This window comes from Pseudomonas sp. TE21435 (genome assembly GCF_056279265.1).
Genome location: NZ_JBWBQZ010000001.1, coordinates 3,037,541 through 3,054,847, shown reverse-complemented (window position 1 = coordinate 3,054,847; position 17,307 = coordinate 3,037,541). Strand labels below are relative to the sequence as shown.

Sequence of the window (17,307 nt, the reverse complement as noted above, 5' to 3'; positions counted from 1 at the left end):
GTCGGCTTCTTTGCGGGTGCTTTTCGCAAGCCTGATGCCCGCGCAGCTCACTTCTTGCGCTTGGGCAGGCGTACCAGTTGGGTCTCGGAATAGATGTCGTGCCAGCTGCGTTTACGTTTGTCGAACAACGACCAGATGAAACCCAGCCCCAGGCACAGCCATGAGGCGATCGACACCACGAAACGCAGCAACGCCTGCCAGAGGCTGATGGCGCTGCCATCGGCGTTCTGCACGCGCATGCCCCACACCTGCATGCCAAGGGTCTGGCCGCCGTGGGTCCAGAACTTGGCGAAGAAGCCGAACAGGGCGAACAGCAGGATCGTCGACAGCAGCGGGTCGCCGTCCAGGGCACCGGCCTCGGTGAGCTCGCGCATGCGCGCCTCGCCGATGATCGCCATCTGGATCATCTTGTAGGCGCCGGCAGTCACGATCAGCAGGGCGGTGCACAGCAGGAAGTCGTAGAACATCGCGGCCAGGCGACGGCCCAGGCCGACCGGCGGGAAATCACCCTGGGGGTTGAGCAGTGGCTTGGACATGCATGACAGCTCCAGATGGCAAAGGCCCATTCTATGGAATTGCGCGCACAAAAAAGCCCCTGTGCGTCAACACAGGGGCTTTTTTCAGGAAGTCACGCTTCTGGAATGACTTCGTCAGCTTGCATGCCTTTCTGGCCTTGCACAGCGATGAAGGTCACTTTCTGGCCTTCCTTGAGGCTCTTGAAGCCGTTGCCTTGAATGGCACGGAAGTGAACAAACAGATCAGCACCGCTTTCTGGGGTGATGAAGCCGTAACCTTTTTCGTCATTGAACCACTTGACGGTACCGTTCTGACGCTCAGCCATTGTCTTATTTCCTATGAAGCTTAAATATTGATGACAGTTTCTTTCACACTTTTTGTAAGTGAAAGACTACTGGGCTGGGTTGCAGGAAAGTAAGAGACGTCGAACGGGTTGTAGCAGATTGCGGCTACTGGCCCAGGTCACGAACTGTTGCGACCCATGCAAACACAGTGCAGTGACTCTACGCCAACTGCCGAACGAAAAACAAGCCCTCGCGACGGGTGAAAATCAGGCTTTTCCCGATCACCGAACGATTTGTCGGAAACGCCGTGGCGCCTGGCCTGGCGCTATGTTCAGAAGTTATTGGACAGGTTCGAAAACGAATATGTTGAACCTGTCCAACCCACTCATTCAGCCACGGTAGTAACGTTGCGCCACGAAAGGCATTTTGCTGACTTTCATGGCAACTTGCTTGCCGCGCACCATTGCAAACAGCGCAGTGTCCAGGGTGGCGTGTTCGTTATCGACATAGCCCATTGTGACCGGCGCGCCGAGCGTCGGGCCGAAGCCGCCGCTGCACACCTCGCCGACCACCTTGCCTGCCGCGTCGACGATCTGCGCGCCTTCACGCACCGGGGTGCGCTCCTGGGGCAGCAGGCCGACACGCTTGCGTGCCACGCCTGCCTGTTGCTGGGCAAACACGGTCTCGGCGCCCGGGAAACCACCGGCACGCGCGCCGTCGGCCCGACGCACCTTGGAAATGGCCCACAGCAGGCTGGCCTCGATCGGCGTGGTGGTGGTGTCCATGTCGTGACCGTACAGGCACAGGCCGGCTTCCAGGCGCAGTGAGTCGCGTGCGCCAAGGCCGATTGGCTGTACCTCTGGCTCGGCCAGCAGACCGCGCGCCAGCGCTTCGGCCTCGTCGGCCGGCACGGAGATCTCGAATCCGTCCTCACCGGTGTAGCCCGAGCGGCTGACATAGCAGTCGGCGCCGAGCAGTTGAACAGGCTGGAACTGCATGAATGTCATCTTCGACACAGCAGGTGCCAGGTGCTCCAGCACCTTGACCGCAGCCGGGCCTTGCAGGGCGAGCAGGGCGCGCGCCTCGAACAGCGGCTGGATCTCGCAGCGGCTGCCGATGTGCTGGCGCAGGTGCGCCAGGTCCTGGTCCTTGCAGGCGGCGTTGACCACCAGGAACAGGGTGTCGTCGCCGAGGTTGGCGACCATCAGGTCGTCAAGGATGCCACCCTCGGCATTGGTGAACATGGCATAGCGCTGCATGCCCACCGGCAGGTCGATGATGTCCACCGGCACCAGGGTCTCCAGGGCCTTGGCGGCGTCGTTGCCGCGCAGGATGATCTGGCCCATGTGCGAAACGTCGAACAGACCGGCCTGCTCGCGGGTGTGCAGGTGCTCCTTGAGCACGCCCAAGGGATATTGCACGGGCATGTCGTAGCCGGCGAACGGCACCATGCGCGCGCCCAGTTCCAGGTGCAGGGCGTGCAGCGGGGTCTTGTGCAGTGTTTCGGACATCGGTGACTCCTCGGTTTTTATTCGGGTCAACATTCGATGATGTTGACGGCCAGACCGCCGCGGGCGGTCTCCTTGTATTTGCTTTTCATGTCGGCGCCGGTCTGGCGCATGGTGCGGATGACCTTGTCGAGGGAAACGTAGTGCTGCCCGTCGCCGCGCAGGGCCATGCGCACCGCGTTGATCGCCTTCACCGAGCCCATGGCGTTGCGCTCGATGCAGGGCACCTGGACCAGCCCGCCAATGGGGTCGCAGGTCAGGCCCAGGTTGTGTTCCATGCCGATCTCGGCAGCGTTCTCCACTTGCTGCGGGGTACCGCCCATCACTTCGCACAGGGCGCCTGCGGCCATGGAGCAGGCCACGCCGACCTCCCCCTGGCAGCCCACCTCGGCCCCGGAGATCGATGCGTTCTCCTTGTAGAGAATGCCGATCGCCGCGGCAGTGAGCAGGAAGCGCACCACCCCGTCCTCGTTGGCGCCGGGCACGAAGCGCATGTAGTAGTGCAGCACCGCGGGGACAATGCCGGCCGCGCCATTGGTCGGTGCCGTGACCACGCGACCGCCGTAGGCGTTTTCCTCGTTCACCGCCAGGGCGTACAGGTTGACCCAGTCGAGCACCGACAGCGCATCACGCAGGCTGGCTTCCGGATGCCGGCTGAGCTGGCGGTACAACGCCGGAGCCCGGCGCTTGACCTTCAGCCCGCCAGGCAGGATGCCTTCGTGCCGGCAACCGGCCTCCACACAGTCCTGCATCACCTGCCAGATGCGCAGCAAGCCGGCACGGGTCTCGGCTTCGGGGCGCCAGGCGGCCTCGTTGGCCAGCATCACCTGGCTGAACGGCAGGTGCTGCGCGGTGCAGTGGCCGAGCAATTCCTTGCCGGTCTTGAAAGGGTAGGGCAGTACGGTGCTGTCCTCGACGATGCGGTCATGGCCCGCCGCATCCTCGTCGACCACGAAGCCACCGCCCACCGAGTAGTACTCGCGGCTGCGGATCTGCAGGCCGGCGGCATCGAAGGCGCGGAAGATCATGCCGTTGGGGTGGTAGGCCAGCGGTTTGCGGATCATCGCCAGGTGCTGCTTTTCGACGAAGGCGATATCGTGTTCACCGAGCAGGCTGAGCCGACCGCTTTCACGAATGGCTTGCAGGCGTGCGGGGATGGCTTCGGTATCGACGGTGTCCGGATGCTCGCCTTCCAGGCCAAGCAGCACGGCCTTGTCGCTGCCGTGGCCCTTGCCGGTGGCACCGAGCGAGCCATACAGCTCGGCCTTGACCGTGGCCGTGCTGGCCAGCAGGCCATCACGACGCAAGCCTTCGGCGAAGCGCGCGGCGGCACGCATCGGGCCGACCGTGTGCGAGCTGGAGGGGCCGATGCCGATCTTGAACAGGTCGAAGACGCTCAAAGACATGCTGCTTCCTCCTGATGATGGCCAGTAAGCCCATTGGGGCTGCCAGGCAGCCCATCGCCAGCAAGCCGGCTCCCACAGATTAGCGCTGAACCTGTGGGAGCCGGCTTGCCGGCGATGGGGCGCGCAGCGGCCCCACCCGATCAGACGTCCTGATAGCTCTCGATCGACGGGCAGGCGCAGACCAGGTTGCGGTCGCCGAACACGTTGTCGACGCGGCCGACCGGTGGCCAGTACTTGCCTTCCACCAGGCTCGGCAGCGGGTACACCGCCTGCTCACGGCTGTAGCCGTGGGCCCATTCGCCGGCCAGTTCCGCCGCGGTGTGCGGGGCGTTCTTCAGCGGGTTGTCGTCCTTGTCCAGGCTGCCGTTCTCGACCGCGCGAATCTCTTCACGGATCTGGATCATGGCGTTGCAGAAGCGATCCAGTTCCTCTTTCGACTCGCTTTCGGTCGGTTCGATCATCAGCGTGCCGGCCACCGGGAAGGACATGGTCGGGGCGTGGAAGCCGAAGTCGATCAGGCGCTTGGCGACGTCGTCGACACTGATGCCGCTGGTGTCCTTGAGCGGACGCAGGTCGAGGATGCACTCGTGCGCCACCAGGCCGTTGCCGCCGGTGTACAGCACAGGATAGTGCTCTTCCAGGCGGCGGGCGATGTAGTTGGCGTTGAGGATCGCCATCTGCGAGGCGCGCTTGAGGCCCGCGCCACCCATCATGCGAATGTACATCCAGGTGATCGGCAGGATGCTGGCGCTGCCGAACGGTGCGGCGCATACCGCGCCCTGGGTGTTTTCCAGCTGGGCATGGCCCGGCAGGAACGGCGCCAGGTGCGCCTTGACGCCGATCGGGCCGACGCCCGGGCCGCCACCGCCGTGGGGGATGCAGAAGGTCTTGTGCAGGTTCAGGTGCGAGACGTCGCCGCCGAACTTGCCGGGGGCGCACAGGCCGACCATGGCGTTCATGTTGGCGCCGTCGATGTACACCTGGCCGCCGTTGTCGTGGATGATCGCGCAGATCTCGCCGATGGCTTCCTCGAACACGCCGTGGGTCGACGGGTAGGTGATCATGATCGCTGCCAGGCGTTCGCGGTGTTCGATGGCCTTGGCGCGCAGGTCGTCGATATCGACGTTGCCGCGTGCGTCGCAGGCGGTCACCACCACGCGCATGCCGGCCATGTGCGCGGTGGCCGGGTTGGTGCCGTGGGCCGAGGACGGGATCAGGCAGATGTCGCGGTGGCTGTCGCCACGGCTGCGGTGGTAGGCGCGGATCGCCAGCAGGCCTGCGTACTCGCCTTGGGAACCGGCGTTGGGCTGCAGCGACACGGCGTCATAGCCGGTGGCGGCGCAGAGCATGGCTTCCAGCTCGCTGGTCATCTGCAGGTAGCCCTGGCTTTGCGCGGCCGGGGCGAACGGGTGCAGGTTGCCGAACTCGGCCCAGGTCACCGGGATCATCTCGCTGGCGGCGTTGAGCTTCATGGTGCACGAGCCCAGCGGGATCATGCTGCGATCCAGGGCCAGGTCCTTGTCGGCCAGGCGGCGCAGGTAGCGCATCAACTCGGTTTCGCTGTGGTAGCGGTTGAACACCGGGTGCTCGAGGATCGCCGACTGGCGCAGCAGGCCGGCCGGCAGGCGCACGGCGACCGTGTTGGCCAGGGCGGTGAAGTCAGGGCTGGCCTGGCCGCCGGCGAACAGCTGCCACAGGGCCTCGACATCGGCCTGGGTGCTGGTTTCGTCCAGCGACAGGCCCAGCTGGGCGGCGTCGACCTGGCGCAGGTTGATGCCCTGGGCGCGGGCCTTGTCGTGCAGCGCGCCGGTGCTGTCACCGGTGGCCAGGGTCAGGGTGTCGAAGAAATCACCGGTGACGACCTTGATGCCCAGCTTGATCAGGCCGGTAGCGAGGATCGCGGTCAGCGCATGGGTGCGCTCGGCAATGCGCTTGAGGCCGGCAGGGCCGTGGTACACGGCGTACATGCTGGCGATGTTGGCCAGCAGCACCTGGGCGGTGCAGATGTTGCTGGTGGCCTTCTCGCGGCGGATGTGCTGCTCGCGGGTCTGCATGGCCAAGCGCAGGGCTGGCTTGCCGAAGCGGTCGATCGATACCCCGACCAGACGGCCCGGCATGTCGCGCTTGAAGGCGTCGCGGGTGGCGAAGTAGGCCGCGTGCGGGCCACCGAAGCCCAGCGGCACGCCGAAGCGCTGGGCGCTGCCGATGGCCACGTCGGCGTCGAACTCGCCCGGCGGGGTGAGCAGGGTCAGGGCCAGCAGGTCGGCGGCCACGGCCACCAGGGCGCCTGCGCCGTGCAAGCGCTGCACCACCTCGCGGTAGTCGAACACGTCACCGTTGCTGGCCGGGTACTGCAGCAGGGCGCCAAAGAAGGCGCTGACGTCGCCCAGTTCGCGCTCGTCGCCCACCACCACCTCGATGCCCAGGGGTTCTGCGCGGGTGCGCAGCACGTCGAGGGTCTGCGGGTGGCAGTGCACGGAGGCGAAGAAGGCATGGCTGGCCTTGTTCTTCGACAGGCGCTTGCAGAAGGTCATGGCTTCTGCGGCGGCGGTGGCTTCGTCGAGCAGGGAGGCGTTGGCGATCGGCAGGCCGGTGAGGTCGCTGATCAGGGTCTGGAAGTTCAGCAGCGCTTCCAGGCGGCCTTGGGAAATCTCCGGCTGGTACGGGGTGTAGGCGGTGTACCAGGCCGGGTTCTCCAGCAGGTTGCGCAGGATCGGTGCCGGGGTGTGGGTGTTGTAGTACCCCTGGCCGATGTAGCTCTTGAACAGCTGGTTCTTGCCGGCGATGGCTTTCAATGCGGCGAGGGCATCGGCCTCGCTCTGCCCGTCGTGGCTGCCGAGCACGCTGGTGCCCTTGATGCTGTCGGGGATGACCGCGGCGGTCATGGCTTCCAGCGAGTCGAAGCCCAGGGTCGTGAGCATGGCCTGCTCGTCAGCGGCGCGTGGGCCGATGTGGCGGGCGATGAATTCGTTGGCGGTGCCGAGGTTGATGGTCATGGCGATTCCTCAGGCGTCGTCGTTGGCTTTGAGCAGGCGGTCGTAGGCATTCTGGTCGAGCAGGGCTCCGACTTCAGCCATGTCGGCAGGCTTGAAGCGGAAGAACCAGCCTTCGCCCAGCGGGTCTTCGTTGACCAGCTCGGGGCTATCGTTGAGGCCTTCGTTGACCGCGACCACTTCACCGGTCAGTGGCATGTATACGCCGCTGGCGGCCTTGACCGACTCCACGGTGGAGGCTTCGGCGCCCTTGTCGTACTGCTGCAGCTCCGGCAGTTGCACATAGACCACATCACCCAAGGCGTTCTGGGCGTAGGCGGTGATGCCCACGGTGACGCTGCCATCGGCTTCGACGCGCAGCCATTCGTGATCTTCGGTGAAACGCAACTCGCTCATGGGAATTCCTCGGGAAGCAGGGGCGTTGGGCGCGGTAGGTTCCGCGCTCTTAAGGTTGGAATTCCCTTAGCAATAATGCGGCCAGTATTAAAAAGACTTATAAATCAAATAGTTAGTTTATGAATGCAATCGATTCGTCATTTTTGTGGAATGAAATCGATACAGGAGGAGGGTGATTCAAAAGCATTGTGGGATCAAACCCTTGTGCACAGGCACCCAGATGGATGTGTAGCGAATTCGGTACGATGTAATGATTTCAATACGGCCTGCTTCCGGGGGCAAGACTGGTCCGGCGAAGCGGCATCAGGCCTTGTTTGGAATACCGTACTTGCGCAAGCGCTGGGCTATCGCGGTATGCGAGGTTTGCAAGCGCCCCGCCAACTGCCGCGTCGAGGGATAGCTGGCATACAGGCGTTGCAGCAACTCCCGCTCGAAATCCCCCACTGCCTGTTCCAGGCTCGCTACCTCGCCATCCTGCCCCCGCGCGACCGAGGTGCCGGCGATGTCCAGGTCGCCGATATCCACCACATTGCTTTCACAGATGGCCGCGGCGCGGAAGATCACGTTCTGCAACTGGCGCACGTTGCCAGGCCAAGGGTTGGCCAGTAATGCCGGGTGTGTAGCGGGTGCGAGCCGGCAGGGCGGGCGCTGGATCTGGGTGCAGGCCTGCTGCATGAAGTATTGCGCCAGGGACAGGATGTCCTGGCCGCGATCACGCAGTGGCGGCACCTGCAGGTTGAGCACGTTGAGGCGGTAGAACAGGTCTTCACGGAAGGTGCCCTCGGCGACCATGCGCTCGAGGTCGCGGTGGGTGGCGCTGATGATGCGCACATCCACCTTCACCTCGCGGTCGCCGCCGACGCGGCGGAAGCTGCCGTCGCTGAGGAAACGCAGCAGTTTGGCCTGCAGGTACGGCGACATCTCGCCGATCTCGTCGAGGAACACCGTGCCCTGGTTGGCCAGCTCCATCAGCCCGGGCTTGCCGCCGCGCTGCGCGCCGGTGAAGGCGCCCGGGGCGTAGCCGAACAGCTCGCTCTCGGCCAGGCTCTCGGGCAATGCCGCACAGTTGAGGGCGAGGAACGGCGCGGCATGGCGGCTGCTGATGGCGTGGCAGGCGCGCGCCACCAGCTCTTTGCCAGTGCCGGTTTCGCCATTGACCAGCAGCGGCGCGTCGAGGGCCGCCACGCGCAGGGCGCGGGCCTTGAGGGTGCGAATCGTCGGGGAGTCGCCGAGCATGGCGTCGAAGCCTTCGGCGTGGTCGTGGTGGAGGGCCGACAGGCGCTCGCCCATACGGTTGGGCGGGTACAGCGTCAGCAGGCCGCCGGCATGGGTGATCGGCGTGGCGTCGAGCAGCAGGCTCTGGCCGTTCAACTGCATTTCGCGCATGGGCAGGTGGAAATTGTTGTCCAGCAGGGCCTGGAGCAGGTCGGGGTCGCCGAACAGCTCGCCCACCGAACGCCCGGCGGACTCACGCCCGCACAGGGCGATCAGCGCCGGGTTGGCCAGCAGCACCTTGCCGGCACTGTCCACCGCCAGCACCGGGTCGCTCATGGCGGCGAGCAGGGCGTCGAGCTGCAGGTGCCGGCGTTGGCCGGGGAGGATGTCGACCACTTCCACCGATTGCACGCCGCGTACCTCGAACAGCGCGTCGTGCAGCTCTTCGAGCACGGCGGGGCTCAGGGTCGGGGCGTCGATGTAGACGTTCGGCGGGACCATCTCCACGGCATCGAGGTTGAGGTTGCGGGCGCCGAGCAGGGCCAGGACTTCCTGGGTGATGCCGACGCGGTCGATGAAGCTGACGTGGATGCGCATGGGGAGATCGGGGCAGTGGCCAAGCGAGTGCGCCAGTATGCCTTGGGAAGGGCGCTAAACCCAATCGCGGGCAAGCCCGCTGCCACGAAGCCCCGCGATTGGACTCAGCCCAGATGCTCAGGCTTGATCGAATCGCCCGATTTGACATCGAGCTTCTGGCGAATGTCTTCGAACATGTAGTCGTAGAGCTTGTGCGGCGAACCGAGACTCTCGAACTTCTTCGGCGCTGGCAGGTACGACTGGGCCTTGCGGCTCAACTGCATCAGAAAGCTCGGCAGCACCTGGTCCTTGGCCAGGAAGAACTTCTCATCGACGGCCTTGCCCTCGATGTGGCCATGCATGCGGAACTGGATGCCGCGGCCTTCGCTGGGATCCGACACGGCCTCGTAGTCGATGCACAGGTCGTAGCTGTGGTCGTTGGTGTTCAGCGCGGTGCGCTCGATATGCACGTGACCGGGTTGATACTGGGCCATGGCGAGGTCCTCCGGAAGGTTGAAAACGGCCGGTGCCAGGCACCGGCCAACTGCGTTCAACGGTAGCTGATTCCCGGCTTGGCGGTGGAAACGCGGGTACCGGCGGTGCCTTTGACGATGTCCTCGATGTTCTCCAGCGAGCTGATTACCGCGACCTTGCCGGTATGCCGGGCGAAATCGCAGGCGGCCTGCACCTTCGGCCCCATGGAGCCGGCGGCAAAGCCCAGCTTCTCGAGCTCGTCGGGGTGCGCCTGGGCGATGGCTTTTTGTGTCGGCTTGCCGAAATCGATGTACGCCGCATCGACGTCGGTGGCGATGATCAGCAGGTCGGCTTCCAGCTGTTCGGCCAGCAGCGCCGAGCACAGGTCCTTGTCTATCACCGCCTCGATGCCCTTGAGCTTGCGGTTTTCGTCGTACATGGTGGGGATGCCGCCGCCGCCGGCGCAGATCACGATGCTGCTTTTTTCCAGCAGCCACTTGATCGGGCGGATCTCGAAGATGCGCTTGGGTTTAGGGCTGGCCACCACCCGGCGGTACTTGTCGCCGTCGGGCTTGACCACCCAGCCTTTGTCCTTGGCCAGGCGCTCGGCCTCGTCCTTGGCGTACACGGGGCCGATGAACTTGGTCGGGTCCTTGAACGCCGGGTCGTTGGCGTCCACTTCAACCTGGGTGAGCAGCGTGGCGAACGGCACCTCGAAGTCCAGCAGGTTGCCCAGTTCCTGTTCGATCATGTAGCCGATCATGCCTTCGGTTTCAGCGCCAAGCACGTCCAGCGGATAGGCTTCATCTGGCTTGTACGACAGCCCCTGCAGCGACAGCAGGCCGACCTGCGGCCCGTTGCCGTGGGCGATGACCAGTTCGTTGCCGGGATGGATCTTGGCGATCTGTTCGGTGGCGGTGCGGATATTGGCGCGCTGGTTGTCGGCGGTCATCGGCTCGCCGCGGCGCAGTAGGGCGTTGCCGCCCAATGCAACAACGATACGCATGGGGAATGTCCTTTGCGATTTAGGGTGAGCGCCTCATTCCTTTGTGGGAGCCGGCAAGCCGGCTCCCACAGAGTCAAGGCCGCTGTCAGAGATCAGCCAGGGTCGACACCAGGATCGCCTTGATCGTATGCATGCGGTTTTCCGCCTGCTCGAAGGCGATGCACGCCGGCGACTCGAACACGTCATCGGTCACTTCGATGCCGTTGGCCAGGTGCGGGTACTGTTCGGCGATCTGCTTGCCGACCTTGGTGTCGGAGTTGTGGAACGCCGGCAGGCAGTGCATGAACTTGGTGCGCGGGTTGCCGGTGGACTTCATCAGCTCCTTGTTCACCTGGTAGGGCAGCAGTTGCTGGATACGCTCGCCCCAGGCCTCGACCGGCTCACCCATCGATACCCAGACGTCGGTGTGGACAAAGTCGACGCCCTTGACCGCAGCTTTCGGGTCTTCGGTCAGGGTGATGCGCGCGCCGCTTTCTTCTGCGTACTTTTTGCAACGCTCGACCAGGTCGTCATGCGGCCACAGCGCCTTGGGCGCGGCGATGCGCACGTCCATGCCGAGCTTGGCGCCGATCAGCAGCAGCGAGTTGCCCATGTTGTTGCGGGCATCGCCCAGGTAGGCGTAGCTGATGTCGTGCAGTGGCTTGTCGCTGTTTTCGCGCATGGTCAGCACGTCGGCGATCATCTGGGTCGGGTGATACTCGTCGGTCAGGCCGTTGAATACCGGCACGCCGGCGAACTTGGCCAGTTCCTCGACGATCTCCTGCTTGAAGCCGCGATACTCGATGGCGTCGTACATGCGCCCGAGCACGCGGGCGGTGTCCTTCATGCTCTCCTTGTGGCCGATCTGCGAGGAGTTGGGGTCGATGTAGGTGACGTTGGCGCCCTGGTCGTAGGCGGCGACTTCGAAGGCGCAACGGGTGCGGGTCGAGGTCTTCTCGAAGATCAGGGCGATGTTGTTGCCCTTCAGGTGCTGCTGCTCGGTGCCGGTGTACTTGGCGCGCTTGAGGTCGCGGGACAGGTCCAGCAGGTAACGCAGCTCGCGGGTGGTGTGGTGTTCGAGGCTGAGCAGGTTACGGTTGTGGATGTTGAACGCCATGATGATTCTCCTTGAGTTCGGTAATCCCCCGGCCGCCGCTGGGTGAGCACGGCCGGGGTGATGGACGTTTAGTAGTCGATAGGGTCGCGCACGATCGGGCAGGTCATGCAGTGACCGCCGCCGCGGCCCCGGCCCAGTTCGCCGGCGCTGATGGTGATGACTTCGACCCCGGCCTTGCGCAGCAGGGTGTTGGTGTAGGTGTTGCGGTCATAGCCGATGACCACGCCGGGCTCCACGGCCACCACGTTGTTACCGTCATCCCACTGTTCGCGCTCGGCGGCGAAGCTGTTGCCGCCGGTCTCGACCACGCGCAGTTTCTTGAGGTTGAGCGATTCGGCCACCACCTCGATGAACGATTTGTTCTCGCGGCGCACGTCCATGCCGTAAGGCTTGCTGCTATCCGGACGAATCACGAACGGCACGATTTCCTTGACCACTTCGGGGAAGACGGTGACCAGGTCGCGGTCGCAGAAGCTGAACACGGTGTCCAGGTGCATGGCGGCGCGGGATTTCGGCAGCCCGGCGACCACCACCTTCTCCACCGCGCCCTTGGCGAACAGCGATTGTGCCAGTTGGCCGATTGCCTGGCGCGAGCTGCGCTCACCCATGCCGATCAGCACGACACCGTTGCCGATCGGCATCACATCGCCACCTTCAAGGGTGGCCTTGCCATGGTCCTTGTCCGGGTCGCCGTACCAGACTTCGAAGTCGGCATGGGTGAACTCTGGGTGGAACTTGTAGATGGCGCTGGTCAGCAGCGTTTCCTGGCGTCGCGCCGGCCAGTACATCGGGTTGAGGGTGACGCCACCATAGATCCAGCAAGTGGTGTCACGCGTGAACTGGGTATTGGGCAGCGGATCGAGCAGGAAACTGGAGTGGCCCAGGTAGTCGCGGTACATCTTGATCACGCTCGCGCCTTCGCTGTCGGGCAGGTCTTCGCCTGCCACGCCGCCGATCAGATACTCGGCCAGCTTGCGTGGCTCAAGCCCTTCGAGCCAGCTGCGCACTTCGTTCTTCAGGCCGATGCCAACAGTGTCGTCGGTGATCTTGCGGTCGAGGATCCATTTCAGCGCTTCGGGGTTCTGCACGGTCTCGGTCAGCAGGTTGTGCATTTCCAGGACCTCGATGCCGCGTTCACGCATCTTGGTGACGAAGTCGAAATGGTCGCGCTTGGCCTGGTTGACCCAGATGACGTCGTCGAACAGCAGCTCGTCGCAATTGCTTGGGGTCAGCCGTTGGTGCGCCAGGCCCGGGCTGCAGACCATCACTTTGCGCAGCTTGCCGGCTTCGGAATGTACGCCGTATTTCTGTTTCTCAGTGGACATGGTGAATCCTCCTGTAATGCGAAGACATGGGTTCAGAGCGTCAGGAAGCCGTCATACAAGCCGTAGGCAGCCACCAGGGCGCCCGCGACCACGGCGGCGAAGATCAGTTTTTCCACGCTGGTGAAGATTGGCTGGCCGACCTCGCGTTTGGCCTTGGCGAACAGGATCGCGCCAGGGGCATAGAGCAGCGCCGAGAGCAGCAGGTACTTGACGCCACCGGCGTACAGCAGCCAGATCGCGTAGAGCAGGGCGATGCCGCCGATGATCAGGTCTTTCTTGCGTTCGGCCAGGGCCTGTTCGTAGGTTTCGTTGCGCCAGGCGAGCAGGAAGGCATAGGCCGCCGACCACAGGTAAGGCACCAGGATCATCGAGGTGGCGAGGTAGATCAGCGACAGGTAGGTGCTGTTGGAGAACAGGGTGATGACCAGGAAGATCTGCACCATGGCGTTGGTCAGCCACAGGGCGTTGGCCGGCACATGGTTGGCGTTCTCGCGGCGCAGGAACTCCGGCATGGTGTGGTCCTTGGCGGCGGCGAACATGATCTCGGCGCACAGCAGCACCCACGACAGCAGGGCGCCGAGCAGCGAGATGATCAGGCCGACGCTGATCAGCACCGCGCCCCAGTGGCCCACCACATGTTCAAGCACGGCGGCCATCGACGGGTTCTGCAGCTTGGCCAGCTCGGGTTGGGTCATCACGCCCAGCGACAGCACGTTGACCAGCACCAGGAACAGCAGCACGGTGACGAAGCCGATGACCGTGGCCTTGCCGACGTCGGAGCGTTTTTCCGCACGGGACGAGAAGATGCTCGCGCCCTCGATGCCGATGAACACCCACACCGTGACCAGCATCATGTTGCGCACCTGGTTCATCACGCTGCCCAGCTCCGGTGTGCCCACGGCCCAGATATCCGCGGTGAACACATCGAGCTTGAAGGCGAACAGGCAGATCAGGGCGAACAGGGCCAGCGGCACGACCTTGGCCACGGTGGTGACCAGGTTGATGAACGCGGCTTCCTTGATGCCGCGCAGCACCAGGAAGTGCACGGCCCACAGCAGGACCGAGGCGCCGATCACTGCCGCCGGGGTGTTGCCCTCGCCGAAGATTGGGAAGAAATAGCCCAGGGTGCTGAACAGCAGCACGAAGTAGCCGACGTTGCCCAGCCAGGCGCTGATCCAGTAGCCCCAGGCCGAGGAAAAGCCCATGTAGTCACCGAAACCGGCCTTGGCGTAGGCGTACACACCGCCGTCGAGGTCGGGTTTGCGGTTGGCCAGGGTCTGGAACACGAAGGCGAGGGTGAGCATGCCCACCGCGGTGATGGCCCAGCCGATCAGCACGGCGCCGACACCGGCGCTGGCGGCCATGTTTTGCGGTAACGAGAAGATCCCGCCACCGATCATCGAGCCCACTACTAGTGCAACAAGCGCACCCAGTTTTAGTTTTCCGGGAGAATCAGACATTTATCGACTCCGTACCAGGAGAAAGTTGACCTCAGAATAAATCTGACGCCTGGATCATTCGCTGACTTAGATCAGTTCATGCCAGCATGAAGGTAAGAAAATTCCCTCATGCGCCTCCTGGAGGATGCCGACAGCTTCGTTGCAGGCCTTGTACGCTGGCACCTCCATGTCCTTCTGGAGCAAACGCCCCGTTTTGCCTGCGAACCATGAAGTTAGTCTCTTTTGGGGGTTTCGCAAATTTTTCACAGTAAATAGCGACGCATTTAGGTGAGGGTTGAGATAGTTCGCAACTGCCACTTTTATCGGTCGCGGGCTATAGACAGTCCGGTTATGAGTGCTATAGCTTTAATGGCTCGATTCAATAAGAAACTTGTAATATTCATGTTGCCAATTACGTTTACGTTTACGCGCACGCGCGCACGAGGAGCCCCATGAACGAACCGGGACAGAAGCTGCGCCTGGGCGCGCTGATCGCACTGGTGGTCGGTTCGATGATCGGCGGGGGGATCTTTTCGTTGCCGCAGAACATGGCGGCGCGCGCCGATGTCGGGGCGGTGCTGATCGGCTGGGGCATCACCGCAGTGGGCATGCTGGCGCTGGCCTTCGTGTTCCAGACCCTGGCCAACCGCAAGCCGGAGCTGGACTCGGGGGTGTATGCCTACGCCAAGGCTGGTTTCGGCGACTACATGGGTTTTTCCTCGGCCTGGGGCTACTGGATCAGCGCCTGGCTGGGCAATGTCGGCTACTTCGTGCTGCTGTTCAGTACCCTTGGCTTCTACTTCCCGGTGTTCGGCCAGGGCAACACGCCTGTGGCCATCGGCTGCGCCTCGTTGCTGCTGTGGGCGGTGCACTTCCTGGTGCTGCGCGGCATCAAGGAAGCGGCGTTCATCAACCAGGTGACCACCGTGGCCAAGGTGGTGCCGTTGCTGATGTTCATCGTCATCGCCGCGTTCGCCTTTCGCGCCGATATCTTCACCCGCGACATCTGGGGGCTGAGCAATCCGCAGTTCGGCAGCGTGCTGGAGCAGGTACGCAACATGATGCTGGTCACAGTGTTCGTGTTCATCGGCATCGAGGGGGCGAGCGTCTATTCGGGGCGAGCGCTGCGCCGTTCGGACGTGGGCAAGGCCACGGTGATTGGCTTTCTCGGTGTGCTGGCGCTGCTGGTACTGGTCAACGTGTTGTCGTTGGGGGTGATGACCCAGCCGGAGCTGGCCGGCTTGCAGAACCCCTCTTTGGCCTCGGTGCTGGAGCATATCGTCGGGCCCTGGGGCGCCTTGCTGATCAGCATCGGCCTGGCGGTGTCGCTGATCGGGGCGTTGCTGTCGTGGGCGCTGCTGTGTGCCGAGATCCTCTTCGCCACCGCCCGCGACAAGACCATGCCGCGGTTCCTGGCGCGGGAAAACGCCAACCATGTGCCGGCCAACGCACTGTGGCTGACCAATGTGATGATCCAGGGCTTCCTGCTGATCACCCTGTTCTCGGCCGGGACCTATACCAGCCTGATCTACCTGGCGTCGTCGATGATCCTGGTGCCTTACTTCTGGTCGGCAGCCTATGCGGTGTTGCTGACCGTGCGTGGCGAGAGCTACCAGGGGCAGGCGGGGCTGCGGCGCAAGGACATGCTGGTCGCAGTGATCGCGCTGTTGTATGCGGTGTGGTTGCTGTATGCCGGTGGGCTCAAGTACATCCTGCTGTCGGCGTTGCTCTACGCGCCGGGGGTAGTCCTGTTCGCCCGGGCCAAGCGTGAGCAGGGGCAGGTGCTGTTCACCACATGGGAGAAGCTGATTTTCGCGGCGGTGCTGGTGGGCGCCGGGCTGGCGGCGTATGCGCTGTATTCGGGGTTGCTTAGCCTCTGACGGCTCATGGCGGGCGCGATTGAATCAATTTTGCAGTTCGACGCTGCCTTGAGGAATAGGCCGTTCCGGGCGCGACCAGATCCACAGGTTGCCCAGCGCCATGCCGCCGATGGCGAGGAACACGGGCCAGTGGTGCTCGAGGACGATCAGCATGAGGCTCGCGCACAGCAGCATGCTGAGGGTGGCGCTGACCTTGGCGCGGCGCTGGATTACCTTGCCGTTGCGCCAGTTGAGAAGGATCGGGCCGAACAGCCGGTGGTTCTCCAGCCAGGCGGACAGGCGCGGCGAGCTGCGGGTGGCGGCCCAGGCGGCGAGGAGGACGAACTCGGTGGTGGGCAGCCCGGGAATGACGATGGCCACCAGGCCAATCCCCAGGCTGACGTAGGCCAGGATCGCGTAGAGCAGGCGGGATACTTTGGAGCGGGCGATTCGGGTCATGGTCTCACTGCAACGGTGCGGCCGCCCGCGGGCGGCCGGGTAAAGCGTGTCAGGCCAGCGCCGCGTCGGCGGCATAGGCATGCTTGAGCAGCTCGGTGAAGCGTTCGAAGGCGGCGACCGCGCCACGTTCGGCGGCGGCGTCTTCCTCGGGCGACAGGTCCAGGCTGTCGAGAATGCGGGTGAACTGTTTCCAGCCTTCGGCGCGACCACCCGCCGGTTCGCCCAGGTGACGGGCGCCGAAGGTTTCGGACAGTTCCAGGGCCACGGCGCGCTTGATCAGGAACGCGGCGCCCAGTTTGGAGCCTTCGGAGACGAAGATCCAGCCCAGGGCTTCGCCCAGGCTTGGCTTGCCCAGGGCGCCGGCGAAGGGCGCGGGCACTTCGGTGTCGAGGTCGGCCAGGTCCAGGCGGGCCTGCTCGGCGCGGCAGCGCTCGGCCAGATCCGGCACGATGGCGATCAGTTGCGGGTCGGTGTACAGCGCCTGCAGCTCGGACTGGAACAGGTACTGGGCGACCACGAAGCGGGCGAAGCTCTCGCGGCTGTCGAACGGCTTGTGCGACTTGACCAGGGCGTCCAGCTCGGTGTGCGGGGCGTGGGTGACCTGGTTCAGGCGCTGGGAGCGCAGGTTGGCGCGTTCGGTGGAAGGGGCGGTCATGGGGGGCATCCTTGGAAAATGGGGCGTCTAGTGACAAGACGAAACAGAAGACGCGGAACAGTAAAAAAACCTCACCTGCGAAGTGAAATCATTCGCACAG

At 63.9% G+C, this 17,307-nt stretch carries 15 protein-coding genes; 1 reads left to right on the top strand and 14 read right to left on the bottom strand.

The genetic code is table 11. The annotated features are described in order from the left end of the window. Positions 1-47: 47 nt before the first annotated feature. The 12 genes from ACZ9C1_RS13725 to arcD (ACZ9C1_RS13670) all read right to left on the bottom strand — a co-directional run bounded on the left by ACZ9C1_RS13725 (position 48) and on the right by arcD (ACZ9C1_RS13670) (position 14,255). Positions 48-536, bottom strand: a complete 489-nt coding sequence (locus ACZ9C1_RS13725; RefSeq protein WP_046854298.1) for an RDD family protein — start codon at positions 534-536, stop codon at positions 48-50. A 92-nt stretch (positions 537-628) separates the two neighbouring features. Beyond that, positions 629-841, bottom strand: a complete 213-nt coding sequence (locus ACZ9C1_RS13720; RefSeq protein ID WP_139669039.1) for a cold-shock protein — start codon at positions 839-841, stop codon at positions 629-631. A 348-nt stretch (positions 842-1,189) separates the two neighbouring features. After that, positions 1,190-2,311: a glycine cleavage system aminomethyltransferase GcvT gene (gcvT, locus tag ACZ9C1_RS13715; protein WP_476254072.1), complete on the bottom strand. Its 1,122-nt coding sequence runs from the start codon at positions 2,309-2,311 to the stop codon at positions 1,190-1,192. Between the two features lie 26 nt (positions 2,312-2,337). Then, positions 2,338-3,714 (bottom strand): L-serine ammonia-lyase, encoded by a 1,377-nt coding sequence (locus tag ACZ9C1_RS13710; protein ID WP_102682964.1) that lies wholly within the window; start codon positions 3,712-3,714, stop codon positions 2,338-2,340. A gap of 140 nt (positions 3,715-3,854) precedes the next feature. Then, positions 3,855-6,710 (bottom strand): aminomethyl-transferring glycine dehydrogenase, encoded by a 2,856-nt coding sequence (gene gcvP / locus ACZ9C1_RS13705; RefSeq protein ID WP_476254071.1) that lies wholly within the window; start codon positions 6,708-6,710, stop codon positions 3,855-3,857. Positions 6,711-6,719: 9 nt separating this feature from the next. Further along, positions 6,720-7,103: a glycine cleavage system protein GcvH gene (gene gcvH, locus ACZ9C1_RS13700; RefSeq protein WP_277501844.1), complete on the bottom strand. Its 384-nt coding sequence runs from the start codon at positions 7,101-7,103 to the stop codon at positions 6,720-6,722. Between the two features lie 303 nt (positions 7,104-7,406). Next, positions 7,407-8,915: a sigma-54-dependent transcriptional regulator gene (locus ACZ9C1_RS13695; RefSeq protein ID WP_277501842.1), complete on the bottom strand. Its 1,509-nt coding sequence runs from the start codon at positions 8,913-8,915 to the stop codon at positions 7,407-7,409. A 104-nt stretch (positions 8,916-9,019) separates the two neighbouring features. Then, the gene (locus ACZ9C1_RS13690; protein WP_031315061.1) at positions 9,020-9,388 is read right to left on the bottom strand and encodes a DUF5064 family protein; all 369 of its coding nucleotides are present in this window, start codon (positions 9,386-9,388) and stop codon (positions 9,020-9,022) included. A gap of 56 nt (positions 9,389-9,444) precedes the next feature. Then, a complete protein-coding gene (gene arcC / locus ACZ9C1_RS13685; protein ID WP_102682959.1) occupies positions 9,445-10,374 on the bottom strand; it encodes a carbamate kinase in 930 nt (309 codons plus the stop codon). Between the two features lie 85 nt (positions 10,375-10,459). Further along, positions 10,460-11,470: an ornithine carbamoyltransferase gene (locus ACZ9C1_RS13680; RefSeq protein ID WP_046854307.1), complete on the bottom strand. Its 1,011-nt coding sequence runs from the start codon at positions 11,468-11,470 to the stop codon at positions 10,460-10,462. 68 nt (positions 11,471-11,538) lie between these two features. After that, positions 11,539-12,795, bottom strand: coding sequence for an arginine deiminase (arcA, locus tag ACZ9C1_RS13675; protein ID WP_139669056.1), 1,257 nt, complete (start codon positions 12,793-12,795; stop codon positions 11,539-11,541). 32 nt (positions 12,796-12,827) lie between these two features. Next, positions 12,828-14,255, bottom strand: coding sequence for an arginine-ornithine antiporter (gene arcD / locus ACZ9C1_RS13670; RefSeq protein ID WP_102682957.1), 1,428 nt, complete (start codon positions 14,253-14,255; stop codon positions 12,828-12,830). Between the two features lie 431 nt (positions 14,256-14,686). On the opposite strand from arcD (ACZ9C1_RS13670), the gene arcD (ACZ9C1_RS13665) reads away from it, so the two are divergent. Next, positions 14,687-16,114 (top strand): arginine-ornithine antiporter, encoded by a 1,428-nt coding sequence (gene arcD, locus ACZ9C1_RS13665; RefSeq protein WP_277501837.1) that lies wholly within the window; start codon positions 14,687-14,689, stop codon positions 16,112-16,114. A gap of 24 nt (positions 16,115-16,138) precedes the next feature. Here arcD (ACZ9C1_RS13665) and ACZ9C1_RS13660 read toward each other — a convergent pair whose 3' ends face one another. Next, positions 16,139-16,552, bottom strand: a complete 414-nt coding sequence (locus ACZ9C1_RS13660; RefSeq protein WP_476254070.1) for a YbaN family protein — start codon at positions 16,550-16,552, stop codon at positions 16,139-16,141. Between the two features lie 49 nt (positions 16,553-16,601). After that, the gene (locus tag ACZ9C1_RS13655; RefSeq protein WP_038706745.1) at positions 16,602-17,207 is read right to left on the bottom strand and encodes a biliverdin-producing heme oxygenase; all 606 of its coding nucleotides are present in this window, start codon (positions 17,205-17,207) and stop codon (positions 16,602-16,604) included. Between the last annotated feature and the right edge of the window lie 100 nt (positions 17,208-17,307).

Bases quoted from the DNA above. Each gene is read 5' to 3' on its own strand.
- ACZ9C1_RS13725 (WP_046854298.1), bottom strand. From the start codon at position 536: ATGTCCAAGCCACTGCTCAACCCCCAGGGTGATTTCCCGCCGGTCGGC.
- ACZ9C1_RS13660 (WP_476254070.1), bottom strand. From the start codon at position 16,552: ATGACCCGAATCGCCCGCTCCAAAGTATCCCGCCTGCTCTACGCGATC.
- arcC (WP_102682959.1), bottom strand. From the start codon at position 10,374: ATGCGTATCGTTGTTGCATTGGGCGGCAACGCCCTACTGCGCCGCGGC.
- ACZ9C1_RS13710 (WP_102682964.1), bottom strand. From the start codon at position 3,714: ATGTCTTTGAGCGTCTTCGACCTGTTCAAGATCGGCATCGGCCCCTCC.
- ACZ9C1_RS13695 (WP_277501842.1), bottom strand. From the start codon at position 8,915: ATGCGCATCCACGTCAGCTTCATCGACCGCGTCGGCATCACCCAGGAA.
- arcD (WP_277501837.1), top strand. From the start codon at position 14,687: ATGAACGAACCGGGACAGAAGCTGCGCCTGGGCGCGCTGATCGCACTG.
- ACZ9C1_RS13720 (WP_139669039.1), bottom strand. From the start codon at position 841: ATGGCTGAGCGTCAGAACGGTACCGTCAAGTGGTTCAATGACGAAAAA.
- gcvH (WP_277501844.1), bottom strand. From the start codon at position 7,103: ATGAGCGAGTTGCGTTTCACCGAAGATCACGAATGGCTGCGCGTCGAA.
- arcD (WP_102682957.1), bottom strand. From the start codon at position 14,255: ATGTCTGATTCTCCCGGAAAACTAAAACTGGGTGCGCTTGTTGCACTA.
- gcvT (WP_476254072.1), bottom strand. From the start codon at position 2,311: ATGTCCGAAACACTGCACAAGACCCCGCTGCACGCCCTGCACCTGGAA.
- ACZ9C1_RS13690 (WP_031315061.1), bottom strand. From the start codon at position 9,388: ATGGCCCAGTATCAACCCGGTCACGTGCATATCGAGCGCACCGCGCTG.
- gcvP (WP_476254071.1), bottom strand. From the start codon at position 6,710: ATGACCATCAACCTCGGCACCGCCAACGAATTCATCGCCCGCCACATC.
- arcA (WP_139669056.1), bottom strand. From the start codon at position 12,795: ATGTCCACTGAGAAACAGAAATACGGCGTACATTCCGAAGCCGGCAAG.
- ACZ9C1_RS13655 (WP_038706745.1), bottom strand. From the start codon at position 17,207: ATGACCGCCCCTTCCACCGAACGCGCCAACCTGCGCTCCCAGCGCCTG.
- ACZ9C1_RS13680 (WP_046854307.1), bottom strand. From the start codon at position 11,470: ATGGCGTTCAACATCCACAACCGTAACCTGCTCAGCCTCGAACACCAC.